Origin of the sequence: Pantoea sp. UBA6567 (genome assembly GCF_002434165.1) — a bacterium.
Lineage (GTDB): Bacteria > Pseudomonadota > Gammaproteobacteria > Enterobacterales > Enterobacteriaceae > Pantoea > Pantoea eucrina.
In genome coordinates, this window is the sequence record NZ_DJJN01000003.1 from 306,094 (window position 1) to 327,916 (window position 21,823).

At 55.2% G+C, this 21,823-nt stretch carries 19 protein-coding genes; 12 read left to right on the forward strand and 7 right to left on the reverse strand.

What is annotated here, in order from left to right; all coding sequences use genetic code 11:
• Positions 1 to 87: 87 nt before the first annotated feature.
• The 5 genes from mlaB to mlaF are packed head-to-tail and all read right to left on the reverse strand — an operon-like array spanning position 88 to position 3,191.
• Positions 88 to 393, reverse strand: a complete 306-nt coding sequence (gene mlaB / locus B4M48_RS02650; protein ID WP_039382234.1) for a lipid asymmetry maintenance protein MlaB — start codon at positions 391 to 393, stop codon at positions 88 to 90.
• Positions 393 to 1,031 (reverse strand): phospholipid-binding protein MlaC, encoded by a 639-nt coding sequence (gene mlaC, locus B4M48_RS02655; protein WP_039382232.1) that lies wholly within the window; start codon positions 1,029 to 1,031, stop codon positions 393 to 395. The genes mlaB and mlaC overlap by 1 nt, the downstream gene beginning before the upstream one ends.
• Before the next feature lie 19 nt (positions 1,032 to 1,050).
• Complete coding sequence (gene mlaD, locus B4M48_RS02660) at positions 1,051 to 1,584, reverse strand: outer membrane lipid asymmetry maintenance protein MlaD (protein ID WP_039382230.1); 534 nt, start codon at positions 1,582 to 1,584, stop codon at positions 1,051 to 1,053.
• A gap of 4 nt (positions 1,585 to 1,588) precedes the next feature.
• Entirely contained in the window at positions 1,589 to 2,371 is a 783-nt protein-coding gene (mlaE, locus tag B4M48_RS02665) for a lipid asymmetry maintenance ABC transporter permease subunit MlaE (protein ID WP_039382227.1), read from the reverse strand.
• A gap of 4 nt (positions 2,372 to 2,375) precedes the next feature.
• Positions 2,376 to 3,191, reverse strand: a complete 816-nt coding sequence (gene mlaF / locus B4M48_RS02670; RefSeq protein WP_039382224.1) for a phospholipid ABC transporter ATP-binding protein MlaF — start codon at positions 3,189 to 3,191, stop codon at positions 2,376 to 2,378.
• A gap of 226 nt (positions 3,192 to 3,417) precedes the next feature.
• Between mlaF and B4M48_RS02675 the strand changes: the two genes are divergently transcribed.
• The 11 genes from B4M48_RS02675 to npr all read left to right on the forward strand — a co-directional run bounded on the left by B4M48_RS02675 (position 3,418) and on the right by npr (position 11,389).
• A complete protein-coding gene (locus B4M48_RS02675) occupies positions 3,418 to 4,401 on the forward strand; it encodes a calcium/sodium antiporter (RefSeq protein WP_071669140.1) in 984 nt (327 codons plus the stop codon).
• A 12-nt stretch (positions 4,402 to 4,413) separates the two neighbouring features.
• The gene (kdsD, locus tag B4M48_RS02680; RefSeq protein WP_039382218.1) at positions 4,414 to 5,394 is read left to right on the forward strand and encodes an arabinose-5-phosphate isomerase KdsD; all 981 of its coding nucleotides are present in this window, start codon (positions 4,414 to 4,416) and stop codon (positions 5,392 to 5,394) included.
• Positions 5,395 to 5,407: 13 nt separating this feature from the next.
• The gene (gene kdsC, locus B4M48_RS02685; RefSeq protein WP_039382215.1) at positions 5,408 to 5,974 is read left to right on the forward strand and encodes a 3-deoxy-manno-octulosonate-8-phosphatase KdsC; all 567 of its coding nucleotides are present in this window, start codon (positions 5,408 to 5,410) and stop codon (positions 5,972 to 5,974) included.
• Positions 5,971 to 6,543 carry an LPS export ABC transporter periplasmic protein LptC gene (gene lptC, locus B4M48_RS02690; RefSeq protein WP_065650292.1) on the forward strand — a complete coding sequence of 191 codons (573 nt, stop codon included), beginning with the start codon at positions 5,971 to 5,973 and terminating at the stop codon, positions 6,541 to 6,543. The genes kdsC and lptC overlap by 4 nt, the downstream gene beginning before the upstream one ends.
• Positions 6,518 to 7,072 carry a lipopolysaccharide ABC transporter substrate-binding protein LptA gene (gene lptA, locus B4M48_RS02695; RefSeq protein ID WP_039382207.1) on the forward strand — a complete coding sequence of 185 codons (555 nt, stop codon included), beginning with the start codon at positions 6,518 to 6,520 and terminating at the stop codon, positions 7,070 to 7,072. Before lptC ends, lptA begins: the two co-directional genes overlap by 26 nt.
• Before the next feature lie 3 nt (positions 7,073 to 7,075).
• On the forward strand, positions 7,076 to 7,801 hold the full coding sequence (gene lptB / locus B4M48_RS02700; protein ID WP_039382204.1) for an LPS export ABC transporter ATP-binding protein: 726 nt from the start codon (positions 7,076 to 7,078) through the stop codon (positions 7,799 to 7,801).
• A 48-nt stretch (positions 7,802 to 7,849) separates the two neighbouring features.
• Positions 7,850 to 9,283: an RNA polymerase factor sigma-54 gene (gene rpoN, locus B4M48_RS02705; RefSeq protein WP_286876972.1), complete on the forward strand. Its 1,434-nt coding sequence runs from the start codon at positions 7,850 to 7,852 to the stop codon at positions 9,281 to 9,283.
• A gap of 21 nt (positions 9,284 to 9,304) precedes the next feature.
• On the forward strand, positions 9,305 to 9,592 hold the full coding sequence (hpf, locus tag B4M48_RS02710; protein ID WP_039382198.1) for a ribosome hibernation promoting factor: 288 nt from the start codon (positions 9,305 to 9,307) through the stop codon (positions 9,590 to 9,592).
• Between the two features lie 137 nt (positions 9,593 to 9,729).
• The gene (gene ptsN / locus B4M48_RS02715) at positions 9,730 to 10,212 is read left to right on the forward strand and encodes a PTS IIA-like nitrogen regulatory protein PtsN (protein ID WP_039382195.1); all 483 of its coding nucleotides are present in this window, start codon (positions 9,730 to 9,732) and stop codon (positions 10,210 to 10,212) included.
• 53 nt (positions 10,213 to 10,265) lie between these two features.
• The gene (rapZ, locus tag B4M48_RS02720; RefSeq protein WP_039382191.1) at positions 10,266 to 11,120 is read left to right on the forward strand and encodes an RNase adapter RapZ; all 855 of its coding nucleotides are present in this window, start codon (positions 10,266 to 10,268) and stop codon (positions 11,118 to 11,120) included.
• Positions 11,117 to 11,389, forward strand: a complete 273-nt coding sequence (gene npr / locus B4M48_RS02725) for a PTS phosphocarrier protein NPr (protein WP_039382188.1) — start codon at positions 11,117 to 11,119, stop codon at positions 11,387 to 11,389. The genes rapZ and npr overlap by 4 nt, the downstream gene beginning before the upstream one ends.
• A gap of 5 nt (positions 11,390 to 11,394) precedes the next feature.
• Here npr and mtgA read toward each other — a convergent pair whose 3' ends face one another.
• Together mtgA and arcB are read right to left on the reverse strand one after the other, a co-directional pair.
• The gene (gene mtgA, locus B4M48_RS02730; protein WP_370513617.1) at positions 11,395 to 12,072 is read right to left on the reverse strand and encodes a monofunctional biosynthetic peptidoglycan transglycosylase; all 678 of its coding nucleotides are present in this window, start codon (positions 12,070 to 12,072) and stop codon (positions 11,395 to 11,397) included.
• Positions 12,073 to 13,001: 929 nt separating this feature from the next.
• Complete coding sequence (arcB, locus tag B4M48_RS02735; RefSeq protein ID WP_039382181.1) at positions 13,002 to 15,344, reverse strand: aerobic respiration two-component sensor histidine kinase ArcB; 2,343 nt, start codon at positions 15,342 to 15,344, stop codon at positions 13,002 to 13,004.
• A gap of 887 nt (positions 15,345 to 16,231) precedes the next feature.
• Here arcB and B4M48_RS02740 point away from each other — a divergent pair.
• Positions 16,232 to 21,763, forward strand: coding sequence for a glutamate synthase-related protein (locus B4M48_RS02740; protein WP_288655878.1), 5,532 nt, complete (start codon positions 16,232 to 16,234; stop codon positions 21,761 to 21,763).
• Positions 21,764 to 21,823: the final 60 nt, after the last annotated feature.

Consider the following 21,823-nt stretch of genomic DNA (forward strand, 5'->3'; position numbering starts at 1 on the left):
AGGCGGATATCTTAGAGGAAAGCGGCTGAGTCTTAAATATGCAAAAGCCCCTGAACGCATCAGGGGCCTGGTTTTTCAGCCGTCAGATCAGACGCTTTTCTCCGCAGAAACAATAATCTGCTGAAGATTATAAAGCGTAATAAGAGAATGGAGTTTATCTGTCACACCCGTGAACAGCGGCGTACTTCCCTGCGCGCGTACCATCTCGCGCAGATGCACCAGCAGCGCCAGCCCGGCCGAATCGACCCGCTCCAGAGCCGCCACATCAATGACGTTTATATTCTGCATAACCGTTTCACGCTGCTGCCATAGTGTCAGCAGCGTATCCCGGTCAAGCTTGCCGCTCAGTACCAGCGTATCAGTACTGCGCTGCCAGCGTAACGATTCACTCATTATTGCTGTTTATCCAGTGTAATAGGTTGTGCCGCATAGGTTTTCAGCTGTGCAGTCAGGCCATCAATGCCTTTAGTGCGCAGCAGATCGCTCCACTCATTCTGCTTGGTGGTGATCATACTGATCCCTTCGGCAATCATATCGTAAGCCTGCCATTTTCCGCTCTGGCTGTTTTTACGCCACTGAAAATCGAGACGCACCGGCGGACGGCCGTTAGGATCAACAATGGTGACGCGAATAGCCACAATATTGGCATCGCCCAGCGGTTTTTCCGGCTGAATCTGGTAAGTCTGACCGTGATACAGCGCCAGCGCCTGCCCGTAAGCCTGGGCCAGGTAGTCACCGAATGCGGCAAAGTAGGCGTCGCGCTGTGCCGGCGTCGCTTCACGATAGTAACGGCCTAAAACCAGCGCGCCGGCATATTTAATCTGCACATAGGGCAGCAGCTCCTGGCGCACAATATCGCGCAGATAGTTGGGATCCTGCTTGATTTTCGGCTGTTCATTTTTCAGCCGGGTAAAAGTTTTGGCTGCGGCTTCATTCATCAGCTTATACGGGTTGCTCTGATCCGTATCCGCTGCTGTGGCGGCCAGGGGAGCGATTGCCAGCAGGGCAACCATCAGAAAACGTTTCAACATCGTGTTTTACCTCTCTGGATTATTCCGTTGTGGCAGGCGCAGGTGCACGCTCGCCATCCTGTGACTGATTCTCTTTGCTGCCGTCGCCGCTTTTGTAAAGGAACTGACCAATCAAATCCTCAAGCACCAGGGCAGATTTGGTGTCGCGCAACGTTCCGCCATCTTTCAGCATAGCTGAACCGAGATCCGGATCGTCAAAGCCCAGATTCAGCGCCAGAAACTGTTCGCCCAGCAAACCCTGCGTACGAATAGCCAGAGAACTGGTATCCGGGATTTTGTCGACATACTGTTCGCTGATATCCATGGTCACGCGCGGCGACAGGCTTTTCTCATCCAGTGAAATATCCGTTACGCGGCCAATGACGACGCCGCCAATTTTCACAGGTGAACTGATTTTCAGGCCGCCAATATTGTCAAAGGTAGCGTAGAGCTTCCACGTGGGCTCGGTGCCCAGCGATTTGAGATCGGCCACGCGCAGACTGAGAAACAGCAGCGCCACCAGCGCCGCCAGCATAAATACCCCTACCCAAATTTCATTTTTCTTGCTTTGCATTGCATCAGTTCCCAAACATCAGTGCGGTCAGCACAAAATCAAGCCCAAGCACCGCCAGTGAAGCGTGTACGACGGTACGCGTTGTTGCCCGGCTGATACCTTCCGACGTCGGAATCGCATCGTAGCCGTTAAACAGCGCAATCCAGGTTACCGTAATGGCAAAAACTGCGCTCTTGATCAGGCAGTTAAGGACATCATTATGAAAATCTACCGCGCTTTGCATCGCGGACCAGAAAAAGCCGGGATCGATACCTTTCCAGCCAACGCCAACCAGTGCACCACCGGCAATACCGACGGCCGTAAAAATCAGCGTTAACAGCGGCATACTGATAAAACCCGCCCAGAAGCGTGGCGAGACCACGCGGCGCAGCGGATCCACCGCCATCATCTCCATACTGGAGAGCTGCTCTGTGGCTTTCATCAGACCAATCTCTGCCGTCAGCGCCGAGCCGGCTCGTCCGGCAAACAGCAGCGCCGTGACAACCGGCCCCAGCTCACGCAGCAGCGACAGCGCCACCAGCATGCCAAGGCTGGTCTCCGCGCTGTAGGTGGTCAGCACCAGATATCCCTGCAGTCCCAGCACCATGCCGATAAACAGACCAGAAACCACAATAATCAGCAGCGAGAGTACGCCAACGCTATAAAGCTGCCTGATCAACAATGGAGCATGGCGGCGAAAAGCGGGTTTTCCCACCAGCGCATGAAACAGCATCAGACCGGCGCGACCAAAGGTCGCACAGCTGTTTATTCCCCGACGCCCGAACGACGCCAGTGCCTGTAACACCATGAGTTTACTCTCTCCCTGTCCGGGTCAAATCACTAAGATAGTCGCCGGCGGCGAAACGAAACGGCACCGGACCATCAGCATGCCCATCAATAAACTGGCGTACGCGCGGATCGGCGTTCTCCTTCAGCTGCCGGGTGCTGCCTTCAGCAATGATTTTTTGCCCGGCAACAATATAGGCGTGATCGGCGATGCTCAGGACTTCAGGCACATCATGCGATACCACAATACAGGTCACGCCCAGCGAGTGGTTCAGCTCATCAATCAGCTTGACCAGCACGCCCATAGTTATTGGATCCTGCCCCACAAACGGCTCATCAAACATAATGAGTTCCGGTTCCAGCGCAATGGCACGTGCCAGCGCAGCACGTCGCGCCATCCCGCCGGAGAGCTCTGCCGGCATAAGTTTTGCCGCGCCGCGCAGTCCGACCGCTTCAAGCTTCATCATCACCGTGCTGTGCAGCAGTTCCGGCGGCAGCTGAGTGTGCTCGCGCAGTGGCCAGGCGACGTTTTCATAGACGTTAAGATCGGTAAAGAGCGCGCCTGACTGAAACAGCATGCTCATTTTCTTACGGGCTTCATAGAGCTTGCGCCGTGACAGGCTGGGAATATTCTGGCCCTGAAACCAGATTTCGCCGTGGTCAGGCTGCAGCTGACCGCCAATCAGGCGTAACAGCGTTGTTTTTCCGATGCCGGAAGGTCCCATAATCGCGGTCACTTTGCCCGCCGGAACCGTAAGTGAAATATCATCGAATATCGTGCGATCGCCACGGGTGAAACTCACACCGCGCACCTCGACCAGATTCGTTTGCTGCTGAGTCATTATTACCTCGTTAAGCGGGTCGGGCGTACTAAATGGGGTGGATGGTAGCCTGGTAAACCGCAATTCACGATAGTTTTACAGAAACTTACCGGTTCAGTGTGGCGAAAACGGTCATTAAATTTACTTTTGTCGCTCAGAGAGTCAAAATCAGCGGCTGACTCTCCCCGCATCTCAGGTTTTTTTGCCGGCCAGGGTCCGCCGGCACCGTATCCATCAAGGATTTTTCATGTTTGTAGCTACCGCCCTGTTGTTTATCGGATTGCTGTTACTGGTTTACGGGGCCGATCGACTGGTCTTCAGCGCCGCCATTCTGTGCCGCTCATTCGGTATTCCGCCGCTGATTATCGGCATGACGGTAGTCAGTATCGGCACATCGCTACCGGAGCTGATTATTTCGTTTTCAGCTGCGCAACATGGACAGATGGATTTGGCCGTAGGCACCGCGCTGGGCTCAAACATTACGAATATCCTGTTAATTCTGGGTGGCGCCGCGCTGCTTCATCCTTTAACCGTACACTCCAATTTGATTCGGCGCGAACTTCCGCTGCTGCTGCTGGTCTCTTTGCTGAGCGGCATTATGCTGTTTGATAATTACCTGAGCCGGCTGGATGGTGTGGCGCTGTTGCTGATGGCGCTGTTCTATCTGCTGATCGTGATCCGCATTGCCCGCCGCGCCGGACATGACAACAGCGATACACTCACCCGGGAACAGCTGGCAGAACTGCCGCGCGATGAAGCGGGTAACACGGTAGCCTTTCTCTGGCTGGCGGTCGCGCTGATTATATTGCCGATGTCGACCCGTATGGTCATCGACAATGCCACCGTCTTTGCTGATTACTTTGGCGTAAGCGAGCTGGTGATGGGGCTGACGCTTATCGCGGTAGGGACCAGCCTGCCGGAGCTGGCCACGGTTGTCGCGGGTGCGCTGAAAGGTGAAGATGATATGGCGATTGGTAATCTGATCGGCGCCAATATTTTCAACCTGGCGATTGTTCTTGGCCTGCCCGCGCTGTTTCATCCGGGCGAAATCAATCCGCTCGCGTTTAGCCGTGATTACTGGGTCATGCTCGGCGTCAGCGTAGTGTTTGCCCTGTTTTGTCTGCTGCGTAAGCGGCGCGTCGGCCGGATAGCCGGCGCGCTGTTACTGAGCGGATTTCTTCTCTGGGTGCTATGGCTGTGGCTCAGCCCCACCCTTCTTACTGGCTATTAAGGATGCACTGATATGTCACAGCAGCATGCAGAGTTTGATTTTCAGCAGGCGGGTAAAAAGGTTCTGCGCATCGAACGTGAAGGACTTGAACAGCTTGATCAGTATATCAATGACGACTTCAGCCGCGCCTGCCAGCTGCTTTATGCCTGCCAGGGAAAAGTCGTGGTGATGGGCATGGGCAAGTCAGGACATATCGGTAAGAAAATGGCCGCGACCTTTGCCAGCACCGGCACCGCCTCCTTTTTTGTGCATCCGGGTGAGGCGAGCCATGGCGACCTCGGCATGGTGAGCGCCAGCGATGTGGTTATCGCCATCTCGAACAGCGGCGAGTCGGCAGAGATCCTGGCGCTGATCCCGGTGCTGAAGCGACAGAAAGTGCAGCTGATCTGTATGACCAGCCGCCCGGAGAGCGCCATGGGCCGCGCGGCAGATGTTCACCTGTGTGTGAAAGTGCCGCAGGAAGCGTGCCCGCTGGGACTGGCGCCAACGTCCAGCACCACGGCAACGCTGGTGATGGGCGATGCGCTGGCGGTGGCGCTGCTTGAGGCGCGCGGTTTTACGCCAGAGGATTTTGCGCTGTCGCATCCTGGCGGCGCGCTGGGTCGTAAACTGCTGCTGCACGTCAGCGACATTATGCACAGCGGCGATGAAATTCCGCACGTCACGCGCGAGGCGTCGCTGCGTGATGCCCTGCTGGAGATCACGCGCAAAAACCTCGGTCTCACGGTGATCGTTGATGACTTAATGAAAATTGAAGGGATTTTTACCGATGGCGATCTGCGCCGTATTTTTGATATGGGCGTCGATTTTCAGTCAGCGCGTATTCAGGACGTCATGACGCGTGGCGGCATCCGCGTCCGGCCAAATATGCTGGCGGTAGAGGCCTTAAATCTGATGCAAAATAAAAATATCACTGCCGTCCTGGTAGCCGATGAAGATCGGCTGCTGGGCGTCGTCCACATGCATGACATGCTGCGCGCTGGCGTAGTCTGAACAGGAAATGTAAATGAACGCTGAAAATGCGCTGGTTGCCACCTGCTATGGTCCGGTATCAGCTGAAGTCATGGCACGGGCAGCGCAAATCCGCCTGCTGATTTGTGATGTCGATGGCGTCATGTCAGACGGCCTGATCTATATGGGAAACAGCGGTGAAGAGCTGAAGGCGTTTAATGTGCGGGATGGCTACGGCATACGTTGCCTGCTGACCTCCGGCATCGAAGTCGCTATTATAACCGGCCGTCGCGCTAAGCTGCTGGAAGATCGCTGTGAAACGCTGGGCATTACGCATCTTTACCAGGGACAATCAGATAAGCTTTTGGCGTGGCGCGAACTTCTGGATAAACTGTCACTGGACAGCACGCAGGTTGCCTATATTGGCGACGATCTGATCGACTGGCCGGTCATGGCGCAGGCGGGTCTGAGTGTTGCCGTAGCGGATGCACATCCGGTCTTGCTGCCGCGTGCAGACTATGTCACACGCATCGGCGGCGGACGCGGTGCGGTACGCGAAATATGCGACCTGATATTACTGGCGCAGAATAAATTTGAGGATGCCAGAGGGCAATCAGTATGAGTAAAAGCAGGCGTTGGATAACGCTGATTCTGGCTCTGGTCGCGCTGATATTGATCGGCTGGAACCTGACGAATCAGGATGAGAGTGCCACGCCGTTGGCTTCAAACGATCAGGAGCCAACCTACACCAGCGCGAACTCTAATACCGTGGTATACAACCCAACGGGTGCACTGGCCTACAAGCTTGTCTCCGATAAAGTGACCTATTTTTCAGCTGATGAAGTCAGCTGGTTTGATCGTCCCGTTATGACAACCTTTGATGAAAACAAAGTGCCAACCTGGTCAGTACGGGCGGACAAAGCAAAGCTAACGAAAGATCGTATGCTTTATCTGTATGGCCACGTTGAAGTGCATACGCTGACGCAGGATTCTCAGCTGGAACGCATTATCACTGATAACGCGCAGGTCAATCTGGTGACCCAGGATGTCATGTCTGACGACCAGGTGACGCTATTTGGCCGCAGTTTTAACTCCACGGGCATGAAGATGCGCGGCAATTTGCGGACAAAAAACGCCGAACTGCTTGAAAAGGTCAAAACCTCTTATGAAATTCAAAATGAACAAAAATAGCGTTAACGCGCTGCTGCTGGGATCGCTGCTGATTGGCAGCCTGCCCGCGCTGGCTGTCACCGGCGACTCAGAAAAACCGGTTAATATCGACTCCGTTAATCAGGCGCTGGATCTGCAGGGCAACGTGGCGACCTTTACCGGCAATGTTATTGTCACGCAGGGCACGATTAAAATTACAGCGGATAAAGTCGTGGTAACCCGTCCCGGCGGCGACAGCAACAAAACTATTGTTGATGCCTATGGCAATCCGGCTACGTTTTATCAGATGCAGGACAACGGCAAGCCGGTTAAAGGCCATGCCGCTAAGCTGCACTATGAGCTGGCCAACGATTTTGTCGAGCTGACCGGTAATGCTTTCATTGAACAGCAGGACAGCAACATCAAAGGCGATCGCATCACCTATCTGGTGAAAGAGCAGAAAATGCAGGCCTATAGTCAGGGTCAAAGCAAACGCGTCACCACGGTGCTGGTTCCTTCACAGCTGCAGGATAAAAACGGTTCCGCTGCGAGCCCTAAAAAGAGTAACTGACCGATGGCAACTTTAGTCGCTGAAAATCTGGCCAAAGCGTATAAAGGCCGCCGCGTAGTGGAAGATGTCAGCCTGCAGGTTAAATCGGGCGAGATTGTCGGACTGCTGGGTCCTAACGGCGCCGGTAAGACCACGACATTTTATATGGTGGTCGGCATTGTCCCGCGCGATGCGGGCCGCATTATTATCGATGATGAGGATATCAGTATCCTGCCCCTGCACGCCCGTGCGCGTCGTGGTATCGGATACCTGCCGCAGGAAGCCTCTATTTTCCGGCGGCTGAGCGTGTATGACAATCTGATGGGCGTGCTGCAGATCCGCGACGATCTGACCGAAGAGCAGCGCCAGGATCGCGCCAATGAGCTGATGGAAGAGTTCCATATTGAGCATCTGCGCAACAGCCTGGGCCAGGCGCTCTCCGGGGGAGAACGTCGCCGCGTTGAAATTGCACGCGCGCTGGCAGCGAATCCAAAGTTCATTCTGCTGGATGAGCCGTTCGCCGGGGTTGACCCCATCTCCGTTATCGATATCAAAAAGATCATCGAACATTTGCGCGACAGCGGCCTCGGTGTCCTGATCACCGACCATAATGTGCGTGAAACGCTGGCCGTCTGCGAACGCGCCTATATTGTCAGCCAGGGCAATCTGATTGCACACGGCACGCCGGATGAAATTCTGGCAGATGAGCAGGTTAAGCGGGTTTATTTGGGCGAAGAGTTCAGACTCTGATAAGGTGTCGATTAACCCGATATTCGCTTAGGACATTCAAGCCGGATTATGAAGCAAGGTTTGCAACTCAGGTTCAGCCAACAGCTGGCGATGACCCCCCAGCTGCAACAGGCCATTCGCCTGCTGCAGCTCTCTACGCTTGAACTCCAGCAGGAGCTCCAGCTGGCGCTGGAGAGCAATCCGCTGCTTGAGCAGACCGATATTCATGATGAAGTGGACGCACGCGAAACGCAGGAAAGCGATACGTTAGATACCCGTGAGGCGCTGGAACAGAAAGAGATGCCTGACGAGCTGCCGCTGGATGCGTCGTGGGATGAAATTTATACCGCCGGCACCCCTTCCGGCACCGGAACAGATTATCAGGATGATGAACTGCCGGTGTATCAGGGAGAAACCACGCAGTCGCTGCAGGATTACCTGATGTGGCAGGTGGAGCTGACCCCGTTTACCGATACCGATCGCGCTATTGCGACATCGATTGTTGATGCGATCGACACGACCGGTTATCTCACCGTGACGCTGCAGGAAATTTGCGACAGTATCGGCGACGATGAGCTGACGCTGGATGAGGTAGAGGCGGTTCTCAAGCGCGTCCAGCGGTTTGATCCGGTTGGCGTAGGCGCGCGCGATCTGCGCGACTGTCTGCTGGTTCAGCTATCGCAATATGCGGCTGACGCTCCTATGCTAAAAGAGGCGCGCCTGATTGTCAGTGAACATCTCGATCTGCTGGCTAATCACGACTTCCGCAGCCTGATGCGGGTGACCCGCCTGAAAGAAGAGGTGCTGAAAGAGGCGATGCTGTTGATACAGTCGCTCGATCCGCGCCCCGGACAATCGATTAATACGGGTGAACCGGAATACGTTATTCCGGATGTAATGGTGCGCAAAGCGGGCGCACGCTGGATAGTGGAACTGAACGCTGAAAGCCTGCCGCGTCTGCGGATCAACCAGCACTATGCCGCCATGGGCGGTTCAGCGCGCAGCGATAGCGACAGCCAGTTTATTCGCAATAATCTGCAGGAAGCGCGCTGGCTCATTAAAAGCCTGGAGAGTCGTAATGACACTCTGCTCAAGGTTACCCGCTGTATCGTTGCGCAGCAGCAGGCGTTTTTTGAGCAGGGCGAAGAGTATATGCGTCCGATGGTGCTGGCAGATATCGCGCAACAGGTCGATATGCACGAGTCCACCATCTCACGCGTGACCACGCAAAAATATCTGCACAGTCCGCGTGGTATTTTTGAGCTGAAATATTTTTTCTCCAGCCATGTCAGCACGGAAGGCGGCGGCGAAGCCTCGTCTACGGCCATTCGTGCGCTGGTAAAAAAACTGGTCGCGGCAGAAAATCCCGCAAAGCCCTTGAGCGACAGCAAACTGACCGCCATGTTATCTGAACAGGGTATTATGGTAGCGCGACGTACGGTTGCGAAGTATCGCGAGTCTTTATCTATACCGCCATCAAACCAGCGTAAACAGCTGGTCTGACCGAACTCAGAAGGAAGACCTATGCAGCTAAACCTTACCGGACTCAATGTCGAAATCACTGACCCGCTGCGCGAATTTGTGAACAGCAAATTTGGCAAACTTGAACACTATTACGATCGCATCAATCAGGTTTATATTGTTCTGAAAGTGGAGAAAGTGACTCAGATTGCAGAGGCAACTCTGCACGTTAACGGCGGTGAGCTGCACGCCACAGCGGAAGCGGAAGATATGTACGCGGCCATTGACGGGCTGGTTGATAAGCTGGCACGTCAGCTGACCAAACATAAAGACAAACTGAAAAAACACTAACCTTCACGTTTGCAGAGCGCTGACCCGTTCAGCGCTCAGGGAAAAATGGGGCGGAAGAGCGCCCCGTTTTATCATCTGCGCAAGCGCCAGCAGGGCTTTTCGCTCTGTGGCTATGTGAACTCGCAAGTGAAACCACGATGAACAACGATCTGACACTGGAATTGAGCTCGGTTCTGACGCCTGACTGCACCCGCAGCGGCGTACACTGCCAGAGTAAAAAACGCGCGCTGGAGATTATCAGCGAACTGGCGGCTAAGCAGCTCAATCTGCCGCACCAGACGCTTTTCGAAGCGATTCTGACCCGCGAGCGTATGGGCAGTACCGGCATTGGCAACGGCATTGCTATTCCGCATGGCAAACTGGAAGAGGACACGCTGCGGGCGGTGGGGGTGTTTATCAGCCTCGATCAGCCAATTGCTTTTGACGCCGTGGATAATCAGCCGGTCGATCTGCTGTTCGCTCTGCTGGTGCCTGCCGATCAGTGTAAGACGCACCTTCATACCCTGTCGCTGGTCGCAAAACGCCTGGCAGATAAGACGGTCTGCCGTCGCCTGCGTGCGGCCCAGAGTGATCAAGAGCTCTACGCCATTATCACAGAAGCTCAGGAAGCGCATTCGTAATCAGTACATAGCGTTACCGGTCTGCAGGCCGGATAAAACAGGGGAGAATAGTGATGGTGCTGATGATCGTCAGTGGTCGATCAGGCTCAGGTAAATCAGTTGCGCTGCGTGCCCTGGAGGATATGGGCTTTTACTGTGTCGACAATCTGCCGGTAGTCCTGCTGCCTGAGCTGGCGAATACGCTGACAGAGCGGAATATTTCGGCGGCGGTGAGTATTGATGTACGCAACATGCCGGAGTCGCAGGAAGTCTTTGAGCTGGCGTTAAATAATCTGCCTGACTCTTTCTCTCCTCAGCTGCTGTTTCTGGATGCCGATCGCAATACGCTGATCCGGCGCTACAGCGACACCCGTCGCCTGCATCCGCTCTCCAGCAAAAACCTGTCGCTGGAAAGCGCCATTGATGAAGAGAACGATCTGCTGGAGCCGCTGCGCTCGCGTGCCGATCTGATTATTGATACCTCAGAGATGTCAGTGCATGAGCTGGCTGAGATGCTGCGCACCCGCCTGCTGGGCAAGCGCGAACGCGAACTCACGATGGTGTTTGAGTCGTTCGGTTTCAAACACGGTATCCCGATCGATGCCGACTACGTGTTTGACGTGCGCTTTTTGCCTAACCCGCACTGGGATCCCAAGCTGCGTCCGATGACGGGCCTCGATCGACCGGTGGCGGCGTTCCTGGATCGGCATACAGAAGTACATAATTTTATCTACCAGACGCGCAGCTATCTTGAGCTATGGCTGCCGATGCTGGAAACCAACAACCGCAGCTACCTTACTGTGGCGATCGGCTGTACCGGTGGCAAACATCGTTCCGTGTATATCGCCGAGCAGCTGGCTGACTATTTCCGTTCGCGCGGTAAAAACGTGCAGTCGCGTCATCGCACACTGGAAAAGCGTAAATCATGACCGTAAAGCAAACTGTCGAAATCCGTAACAAGCTGGGTATGCATGCGCGCCCGGCGATGAAGCTGTTTGAGCTGGTGCAGAGCTTTGACGCGGATGTTCTGCTGCGCAATGAAGCGGGCACCGAGGCTGAGGCGAGCAGCGTTATTGCGCTGCTGATGCTGGATTCAGCAAAAGGCGGTCATATTGAAATTGAAGCCAGCGGACCGCAGGAAACTGCGGCGCTGGCCGCCGTTATTGAGCTGTTTGAATCAGGCTTTGACGAAGAGTAAAGGTTTTAGTGTAGCCGGTAGCGATTCAGGAAACCCTCCCCTCCCAGCTGGCGCATCTGACGCATGATCCACTGCTGACGCTGGCGAACATAGCCTGAAGGCGCATCCGCGCGAAAACGGATCGGATTAGGCAATACTGCAGCCAGCAGGGCAGCCTCTGCGATAGTCAGGCGGCTGGCGGGCTTATGGAAATAGTGCTGCGCTGCGGCTTCAGCGCCAAAAATACCGGGACCGAACTCAGCGATATTAAGATAGACCGTCAGAATACGACGTTTACTCCAGACGGTTTCAATGCCAACCGTCATCCCCGCCTCCAGCCCTTTACGTAGCCAGCTACGTCCGTCCCACAAAAAGAGATTTTTCGCGGTCTGCTGAGAAAGCGTTGACGCGCCACGCATCCGCTCGCCGCTGCTGTTGTCGAGCACCTGCTGAATAGCGCCAACGTCAAAACCCCAGTGCTCAGGGAATTTCTGATCTTCGGCGGCAATCACGGCCAGCGCCATCCACGGGGAGATGTTATCCATGCTGACCCACTCTGAATGTGCGACATAACTGATATCTCCGTGCAGCCAGGCGCCTGCCTGACGTTCCGCCATAACTGCGGAAAAAGGCACGGGTAAAAAAGCGAAAACGGCAATTCCTCCGATCCAGAGTACTGCCCATGCCAGCAGACATTTAACCATCAGCGACCTGAAAAGGCTGAACCCTTTCCCTCTGTATTTTTTCATTACCTCTTCCTGTATCCCTTCCCTGTATTAATTAATCACTCTGGTCATGATTGCGTCCAGTGCTCATTGTTATACCTGCCTGCATGCTGCCAGCCGGTTTCCGGAGCTGAAAAAGCGTTCAGGCCAGCCGCGGCTCTTCTGCTGATACCCTGAAACATCAAAGACTTCCATCTTTAAGGAATCGGTTCCATGCATAAAAATCGCGCAAAGCAAACTTCAGACCGCCGTTAACCTGTACTAATAGTCATGTTAATAAAACTTTCATATGGCTTAACATTTGCAAAGAATAGCTTAGCGTTTCCTGACTATCGTCTGCTATGAGATCGGTTTCAGACACATATTATGCTGCCAGAAAGCCGAATCCCCCGGTAATTGTCCGTAAATCAAATTTTACACTCTGACCAGCCTGTTTTTCAGAACGACCGATCTGGAAGTTTAACCGCCTGCTTTCCAAAACGTTTCGGATAAATGTGATGCAATACGGCTATTTTTATTACAAAACAATAGCATAAAGACTATTTTCCTGATAACAATCCGTCCCCGGATAGCTATCCGGGCTTTCGCCGCTTCCCTCAATCCTGATGGCGAAAAATCAGCCAAAACCGGTTGATATTGATTAAATAACAAACAAATCAGCGGGGAAATTGATTCCCCGCTTGACAGTGTTGTCAAATTAATGTTTTCTGTAGCGGAACGTTGTTCAACATCACACAATTTAATGAATCTTGTCGCGCAGGCTGGCAAATTTGCTAAGGTGATTTTGTAACGTTAACCAATACCTGACTGCTGCTTTTTACTTCAATTAACCATAACAGCAGCAGTCACTTTTTCCCTGGTGTTGGCGCAGTATTCGCGCACCCCGGTTTCGACCGGGGTCATTTTTTTTAGCGCTTCTGATTTTCCCGCCCGGCAACCCATTCACGCAGTACGGCAACATCCTGTCGCCACTCCTGCTTCAGTTCATCGATCCACTCCTGCACATTGTCCCACCAGGCCGGCAGTTCCGGTGACTGGATCTGTTTTGCCAGCTGCTGCAGATGCAGCAAGCCTACCGATCCCGCGGCACCTTTAATTTTGTGCCCCTCTTCGGCAATGCCTTTTTGATCGCGCGCCATCATATTGGAATCAAGCACATCAAGATAACCAGGCATCATCTGTTCAAACATTGTCAGGCTCTGTGTAATCAGGCCAGGCCCGACCAGCTCGATATACTGCTCCAGCATCGCCACATCCAGCAGCATGCGCGACTGCGTATCCGCGACAGGCATATCTGTCTCTTCTTCCTCGCCCTGATAATCCCAGAATTTTTTGATCACTGCCGTCAGCGCCGGTACCGCCAGCGGTTTACTGAGTACTTCATCCATTCCGGCATCGAGATACTCTTTTTTATCTTTAAGTACGTTGGCCGTCAGCGCGACCAGCGGCGGCAGCTGCACGCCCTTATGCTGCTGATGGATAGCGCGCGCAACGTCCAGTCCGGTCATATCCGGCAGCTGAATATCCAGCAGCACCAGGTCAAACTCCTGCGGATCAAACAGGCTTAGCGCGTCATGGCCATTCATGGCGACCTCAACGCTGCAGCCGAGCTTCTCCAGCACCGAGCGGGCGACAATCACATTCAGTTCAATATCTTCCACCAGCAGTACGTGCAGCGCCGGCAGCGGCAGGCTGTCATCCAGGCCGGTATCTTCCACTTCGTCAGCCACGCGCGGCGCGTTAATCTCAACCACAAAGCAGGAGCCTTTACCCGGCGCGCTGCTGACGGTGATATCTCCGCCCATCGCCTGCGCCAGGCGGCGCGATACCGCCAGCCCGATACCGGTACCGGTCGCGGGTTTGCCGCCGTGCTGATCTTTAACCTGATAATACATGGCAAAGATTTTGTCCTGCTCCTCCTGCGGAATACCCATTCCTGAATCCTGCACTTCAAAGCGCAGCGTTTCATTCGCGCTGTACGCGACCCGCACGACAATCTCTCCCTCGCGGGTGAATTTCACGGCGTTTCCAATCAGGTTCCACAGGATCTGCCGTAAGCGCGTGCCGTCAGCCAGAATTTTATGCGGCAGCGGCAGCGCGGGCTGCATAACAAACTTCAGATCTTTCGGCTGGGCCAGCAGGCCGGATAAGTTTTCGAGATCGGCAAGGAAACCGGTGAAATCGAGCGGTTGGTTATCCAGCTGAACTTTGCGCCGCTCGATTTTGTCCACTTCGATCACATCGTTAAAGATATTGCCCAGCGTAATGGCTGAGACGTGAATCGTTTTCAGGTACTTCAGCTGCTCCTGGCTGAGCTCGGTATCCAGCAGAATACGGCTCAGACCCACGATGCCGTTCAGCGGCGTGCGTAGCTCGTGGCTGATCGTTGAAATAAAGGTGGTTTTCTCCCGGCTGGCGTTCTCCAGCGCATCCTGATAGCGCTTACGCTCCGTGATATCGCGTCCGAATCCCATCAGGCCGCTGCGCTTGCCCACCCGATCGTAATAGGGCACTTTACGGATTTCAAAACAGGCTTTGCGCCCGTCCGGATACTGCAGCCACTGCTCATAGGTGAGCGATACGTTATGGCGAAACACCTTTTCGTCTGTTTCCAGTACCTTGGTCGCTGCCTCATCATCATAAATATCGCGCGGCGTCAGTCCGATCAGCTGTTTTTCACTTAGGCCGGTCAGCAGCTCCATGGCGCGGTTGCAGCCGGAGAACTGTTTGTCGATATTACGGTAGAAGACCAGATCGGGCGATGCATCCAGAAATGAGCGCAGGAAAGAGGATTGCTGCTCCAGCTCAATCTGCGCCTGCTCGCGGCGCGCCATCTCTTCACGCAGCTTATCCATCACCTGTTTACGCGCCTCTTCTGCGCTGATGCGATCGCTGATCTCCTGATTCAGCTGCGTGATGGTCTGTTTCATCTGCTGATTAAGCTCGAGATCGCGCGTGCGCATCTCTTCCAGCTTATCAACCAGCTTCGTTAGCCGCTGACGCGACTCCTCCAGCTGATCGACCACGACTGACAGGAAATAGACCGCCCAGGGCGTAATCAGCAGACCAAAGAAGACCGAGCGCACCACGTCGATACTTTCCACGTGCCCGCGCAGTACCATAGTGACCGCCATCTGGACAATCATCGCCAGCACCACCAGCGCCGACGCCAGCAGCAGTGAAAAGCGCACCAGACCGAGTTTGACCATCAGGTCGACATAATATTGAGCTAACAGACGAATTTGTTTCATGGCAGATCCCCTGAACGAATGGCGCCATCATAACGTAATTAGCCTGCGTCTGCCCGGGCTGACCGGGATATTGCGCCCGCCTGACGCCCCATCATAGTGCATCCGCGCCCGGCTTGAACGTTATCTGGCGCGCGCTGAGTAAAGCACTTGACTAATTTGCACAGGTGAATAATCTGAAAGGCCGTCTGCGCGCAGCTAAGCGTCAGACCTTATTGCTCTCTTTCGCCTGTGGCAGCTGATTTCTCAGCATACTGCCACCCCTCCTTATTGCATACTGATTCACATTTAACGAAATTTTACTCAGTTACCTTCTGATTAGTTTTGCTTATACAGACCTATATTTAATTCAAAACAGACGCCATAAGAAAAACAGATACATGACATGCCGGTCTGCACAGCTACGATATTTTATGCTGCTATAAGCAGCACTGCCAGCAGGGTAAAGTAATATCGCCGCCTGCAGATAGTGAGACGGCTCACACTTAGCAGGGGTTTAAATCGGCGCTTATTGACATAAATTTACTGTTAAAAAACATAAAATTCATAAGGTTAACCTCTTTTTTCTGCAGATATAGGGCTCAGCGCTCTCTATTTGACCTCTGTGCGCTTTCCCGATAAGTTGAAATTCCGCTGGATGCTTTCCAGTCGGGACTGTGTCTCGACATATCTATGCAGCAAGAAGACTCCCTCTGGATGCAAGTTATCTCCCGTTAGAGACCGGATTGAAGAGCAACTCATCAAGGACGTTATACCCGGATCCTGAGAGTCATTGCTCGGTGTGGCGACGCCCGCGTACAGCGCGGAAAAAACCAGTGAAACAGCACGCGTCAGCGCTCTGTGCCTGAAACAGAACAGGCAATGTCTAAAGCAGTTTAAGGAGACTCTCAATGTCCACGCAAAAACCTCATTCCTATGGTTTGTACGACCCGGCCGCAGGCAGCGATAGCTGTGGTGTAGGTTTTATTACCCGCAAGGACGGCGAGCAGACACATGACATTCTGCAGATGGCGCACAGCGCACTCTGCACCGTGCCGCATCGCGGCGGGATGTCCGCAGAGGGTGTCGGTGATGGTGCCGGCGTTAACGTCGATCTCTCGCTTAACTTTTTCCGTAAATTAACCGGCCAGGCGCTGGAAGCTGGCCAGTTTGGCGTAGGCAACTTTTTTGTCCCGAAAGATGCCGCGCTGCGGGCTAATGCCGAACGTCTGGTTGAAGAGACGCTGGCCGCATGGAATTTCCCGGTGCTGCTGAAGCGCGATATGCCGCTGGATAATAGCGTAACCCGCCCTGCCGCCGTGGCGTTTCAGCTGCCGATTGTGCAGTGGGTGTTTGCCGCTCCGCCTGCGCTGACGAATCAGACTGACTTCGAACGTCAGATCTACCGGGTGCTGCTGGATATCGAAGCGCGCGCGTTCACCGAAAGTGAGTTTGGCGGCCTCTATCCGCTCTCACTCTCTTCCCGCACGCAGGTGTTTAAAGCGCGTCTGAACTCGAATGAAGTGATCCCTTACTTTAAAGACCTCACCGACAGCGATCACCAGGTGCGCGGACTCTTTTTCCATACCCGCTTCTCGACCAATACCGATCCCCATACCACTATGGCACAGCCGTTCCGCCTGATGGCGCATAACGGCGAGCTGAATACCGATCGTAAAAACCGCATTGCTGAAGCGGCGCTGATGCTGGCGCGCGGTAAAAAAATTGTCCGCCCTAAAGGCCAGTCTGACAGCTCGCGTCTTGACCAGAGCATCCACAGCCGCCTGATGGAAGACGATCTCGACCTGATCACCGCCGTGGTCTCCATGATGCCCCCGGCGTGGGAGAACGACAGTTCACTCTCCGCTGACGTGCGTGCGATGCTGGAGTACTTTTCGCTGTATGAAGAGAAAAATGATGGTCCGGCCGCGCTGATTTTCGGCAACGGCGAGGTCATCGGTGCCCGTCTGGATCGCCTGGGCCTGCGTCCGCTGCGTTCAGTGGAAACTGCCGACTATATCGGTGCCATGTCAGAAGCGGGCCAGATTGCCTTTCCGCCAGAAAGCGTACTGCGTCGCGGCCGCATCGAAGCGGGCGGTATGCTCTATTACGATCACAAAGAGAAGCGCGCCTATACCACGACCGAAGCGCTGGAAAAACTGGCGGCCGCAAAAGATTATCGTGCCCTGCTGCAGGCGGCGCGCGTCGAGCTGCATGAGCTGCCGGAAATTCCGGCCGAGAAGCTTGGCTCTCCGCTGCGCTATCGCGGCGATCTCAAAACCTACCAGCGTTTTGTCGCCTACTACTACAACCAGGAAAGCTTCAAGTTCATGATGGATCCGATGCTGCAGACCGGTGCGGAGAAGATCTCCGCAATGGGTTACGGCAACGCCATCAACGGCCTTTCCGATCATGAAGGCGGCATGGCGCACTACTTTTCGCAGCGCTTTGCGCAGGTGACCAATCCGCCGCTCGACTCTATCCGTGAAGCTGACGGCATGACGCTGCGCGTGGCGCTGGGCGCAAAACCCCATCTTGGCCGTAGCAAAGGGCAGCAGATTATTGTTCCCAGTCCGATCCTGACCCACCTTGATATGCTGCGCCTGCGCGAGCAGAACGTGGCACCTTACGCGCGCTTTGAAATGCTCTATGAGCCGGTGACCGGCAAAGATATCGTCAGCCGCGCCGCTAATGCCAGCGCGCTGGAAAAAGCGATAGATAATCTGGCTCAGCAGGTGGTGGATTTCGCCCGTACGCAGGGCGGCATTGCCGTGATCACCGATCGTCACGTATCAACCACGCATGCCGCCATGCCGATGCTGCTGGTGATCTCCGCCATTAACCAGCGTCTGGTGCAGGAAGGGCTGCGTCTGGATGTCTCTCTGGTGGTTGAGAGCGGTCAGAGCATCTCGTCGCACCATATCGCTGCCACGCTCGGCTTCGGTGCTTCCGCCGTCTATCCGCTGGGCGTACAGATGCGCGCAGAAGAGAAATTTGGTGAAGGCGAAGAGGGTAATAAGGCGTTCAGGCGCTATGCCAAAGCCGCTGAGAAAGCGCTGATGAAGACCATGGGTAAAGTGGGCCTCTGCACCGTCGAGAGCTACAGCTGCGGTGAGTTTTTTGAGCCTAATTTTCTCGATACTGAAGATCCGGTGCTGAAAAAATATTTTCCGAATATCAAAACCCCGGTGGGTGGCGCAGGCTTCCCGGCGATCGCCCAGATGGCAGTAGACTGGCATCAAAGCGCGCTGAAAATCCAGGGTGAAGCGGAAGTGCCGCTGCTTGGCCTGTTCAAAGAGCGTGCGGAAGGTGCCGGTCACTCCTACGGCACCATCGCCGTGCGAACCTTTATCGATATGACTGAACAGCCGATCCGCTTTGCCGATAAGGCGCGCGAAGAGGATAACTTTATCCGTCTGATGACGCTCGCCAGGCTGGAAAACGCGTTTGGTATTAAAGCGGACGCATTCAAAGAGAGCAGCTTTGAACGGATCCCGAATGCGGTCATCGATACCTTTGCCATTACGCCGGATTACCGTCAGTTCTCCAGCCTGATGCATGCTGAGCGCAAACGCCGTCCGGCAGCGCTGCGTGACATTCTTGCCCTGCCCTGCGATCTGACCCACGTTGACAGTGAAGCGGAGTTTGGCCGCAAGCTGGGCCGCTATTCGCTGGTGAACAATGGTTTCGCCATCCGTGGCCTGCAGTGTCAGACGGTGGCGGGCAGCCTGAACCAGTTTGAACTGCGCCTGATCGACGCGATTGCCGGTCTGAAACCGGAGCAGGAGCGTCTGGCGGCGCTGGCGCGTGCGCTCAGCACCCGCTTCCGGGATGACATTGAGAGCAGCAGCGTGGAAGAGAGCGTGCTGCGCATTACCGCCTATGGTAAGGCCGCAGAGTACCTGGCAAAAATTTTCACGGCGCAGCCTTCGCTGCCGCTGGAGGAGATTCAGCCGGCACACGAAATCACCCGCACCTTCGCTTCCGGTGCAATGAGCCACGGAGCGCTGGTTGCGCCTGCGCATGAAGCCGTCGCGCACGGCACCAATATGGTGGGCGGCATGAGTAACTGCGGTGAAGGCGGCGAGCACTATTCGCGTCACGGCACCATCCGCGCCTCGCGCATTAAACAGCTGGCTTCAGGACGTTTTGGTGTCTGGGCGGCCTACCTGGCCGATCCGATGCTGGAAGAGCTGGAGATCAAAATTGGTCAGGGTGCAAAACCTGGCGAAGGCGGTCAGCTGCCGGCGCCTAAAGTCACGGTAGAGATTGCTGCCGCACGCGGCGGCACGCCGGGTGTGGAGCTGGTGTCGCCTCCGCCTCACCATGACACCTACTCCATTGAGGATCTGGCACAGCTGATCCACGACTGCAAAGCCGCGCGCGTGCGCGTTATTGTCAAACTGGTCTCTTCAGAAGGTATCGGCACCATTGCGGTGGGCGTAGCCAAAGCCGGCGCCGACGTCATTAACGTGGCGGGCAACACCGGCGGAACCGGTGCGGCATCGGTAACCAGCCTGAAATATACCGGCCGCGTGGCAGAAATCGGTATTGCTGAAGTTCATCAGGCGCTGTGCGCCAATGGCCTGCGTGACAAAGTACAGCTCCGCTGCTCCGGCGCGCAGCAGACCGGCAGCGACGTGATTAAATCCGCGCTGCTGGGCGGCGATAGCTTTGAGTTTGGTACCACGGCACTGATGATGCTGAAGTGCGTGATGGCGAAAAACTGCAACGTGAAGTGCCCGGCGGGCTTAACCACCAATGCCGAAGCCTTTGATGGCGATCCGCGTCAGCTGGCGCAGTACTTCATCAACGTGGCGCAGGAAGTGCGCGAGTTTCTCGCCCGCCTCGGCCTGCGCTCGCTGCGTGAGGCGCGCGGCCGGGCCGATCTGCTGCACCTGATGGATCATCCGCTGGAAGTGGGCAAACTCGATCTGCGCGCCATGCTGACGGTAGTACCGGAACAGAAAATCGCGCATCCGGTCTATCTGGAAAAAGATTTTACGCTCGACGACGGCTGGGTAACGGAAGTGACGGCGCAGCTGGTTGAGCAGGCGGGCCGTGAGGTTACTCTGGGCAACGGCGTGACGCTGAATAACCGCAATAAAAGCGTTGGCGGACAGCTGGCTATCGATATCGAGCGCCTGCTGAACCATACGCTACCGGCTGAGCAGCGCCTCCTGCTGCCGGCGGTGCTGAAGGACGATCGCGGGCGCCACTACCTGGCGCCACGCACGGTGCAAATCCATACCCAGGGCGCAGCCGGACAATCATTCGGGGCGTTCTGTAACGACGGCATGCTGATGCAGCACTACGGCACCTGTAACGATGGCGTAGGCAAAGGTCAGTGCGGCGGTGAGCTGGTGGTGATGTCACCAGGCGGCGGCGCACAGGATAGCGATGGCAACGTGCTGATCGGCAACTTTGCGCTGTTTGGTGCCACCGGCGGCCGGCTGTTTGTGCAGGGCCAGGCGGGCGATCGCTTCGCGGTACGTAACTCCGGCGCCACCGCCGTGGTAGAAGGCGTGGGCGATTTCTGCTGTGAATATATGACCAACGGCGCCATCCTTAACCTCGGCACCTTTGGCAAAGGCTTTGGCAACGGCATGAGCGGCGGCTTCGCTTATCAGTATGACCCGTACGGCAACCTTGCCGGCCATGCGGCGGGAGACTCCGTACTCTTTGGTTCCATTGCGGATGATAACGAGATGGCGCGCGTGCATAAGCAGGCGGTACTGACCATGCTGAACTGGCATCTGGAAGCGACCCGCTCGCCACGCGCCGCCTGGCTGCTGGCGAACTGGGAGAGCGAATGTCAGCACTTTGTGTATGTTATGCCGCGTTCGCTGCTGCTCTACCAGGATGGTGGTGAGATCCTGAAAGCAAAATCGCGCAAAGATCTGCTGGAAGAGCTTTCAACCTCGCTGGCTGCGCACCAGGTAGCCAAATTTAAAGCGGCGTGGCGCAGCGGCAAAACCATTGCTGACGGGGCCGTACCCGCCTACGGTGCGACTGATACGCAGGAGATGTTTATCCTGCTTAACAACTACACCGTGCTGAGCTTTGCGCAGCAGCTGGCGCTGGGCAAGCTGCCGAAAGGCACCGCAGTGGAAGATCCGGCGGTTGAAAAAGCGGTACGCAATCTGCTGATGACCGAGGATTTTGCGCTGGTCAGTAAGCTGCAGCGGCACGCCCGCGCGGCAATTGAGAGCTACAGCGATGATGAGCTGGCAAGCCTGATCGCGGCAAAACGCATGGCTGATTACAAAGCGGCATTAACGCAGCGTAATATCCGCTCTATGGATAGCCTGGCGACCTATGGCTGGATCATCTATCAGGATGCGCGCCATCGCGAGGTGCTGGGCCACCTGCCGGACTTTGAAGAGCTGTTTGCGCGTGCGGCGCTGCCGGAAATTGCCGCTGCGGTCGGAAAACTGTCCTGATCGCGTCAGCCCGGCATTTGAGCCTTAAGAGTGAACATTACTAACAGGATTGAGTACCCG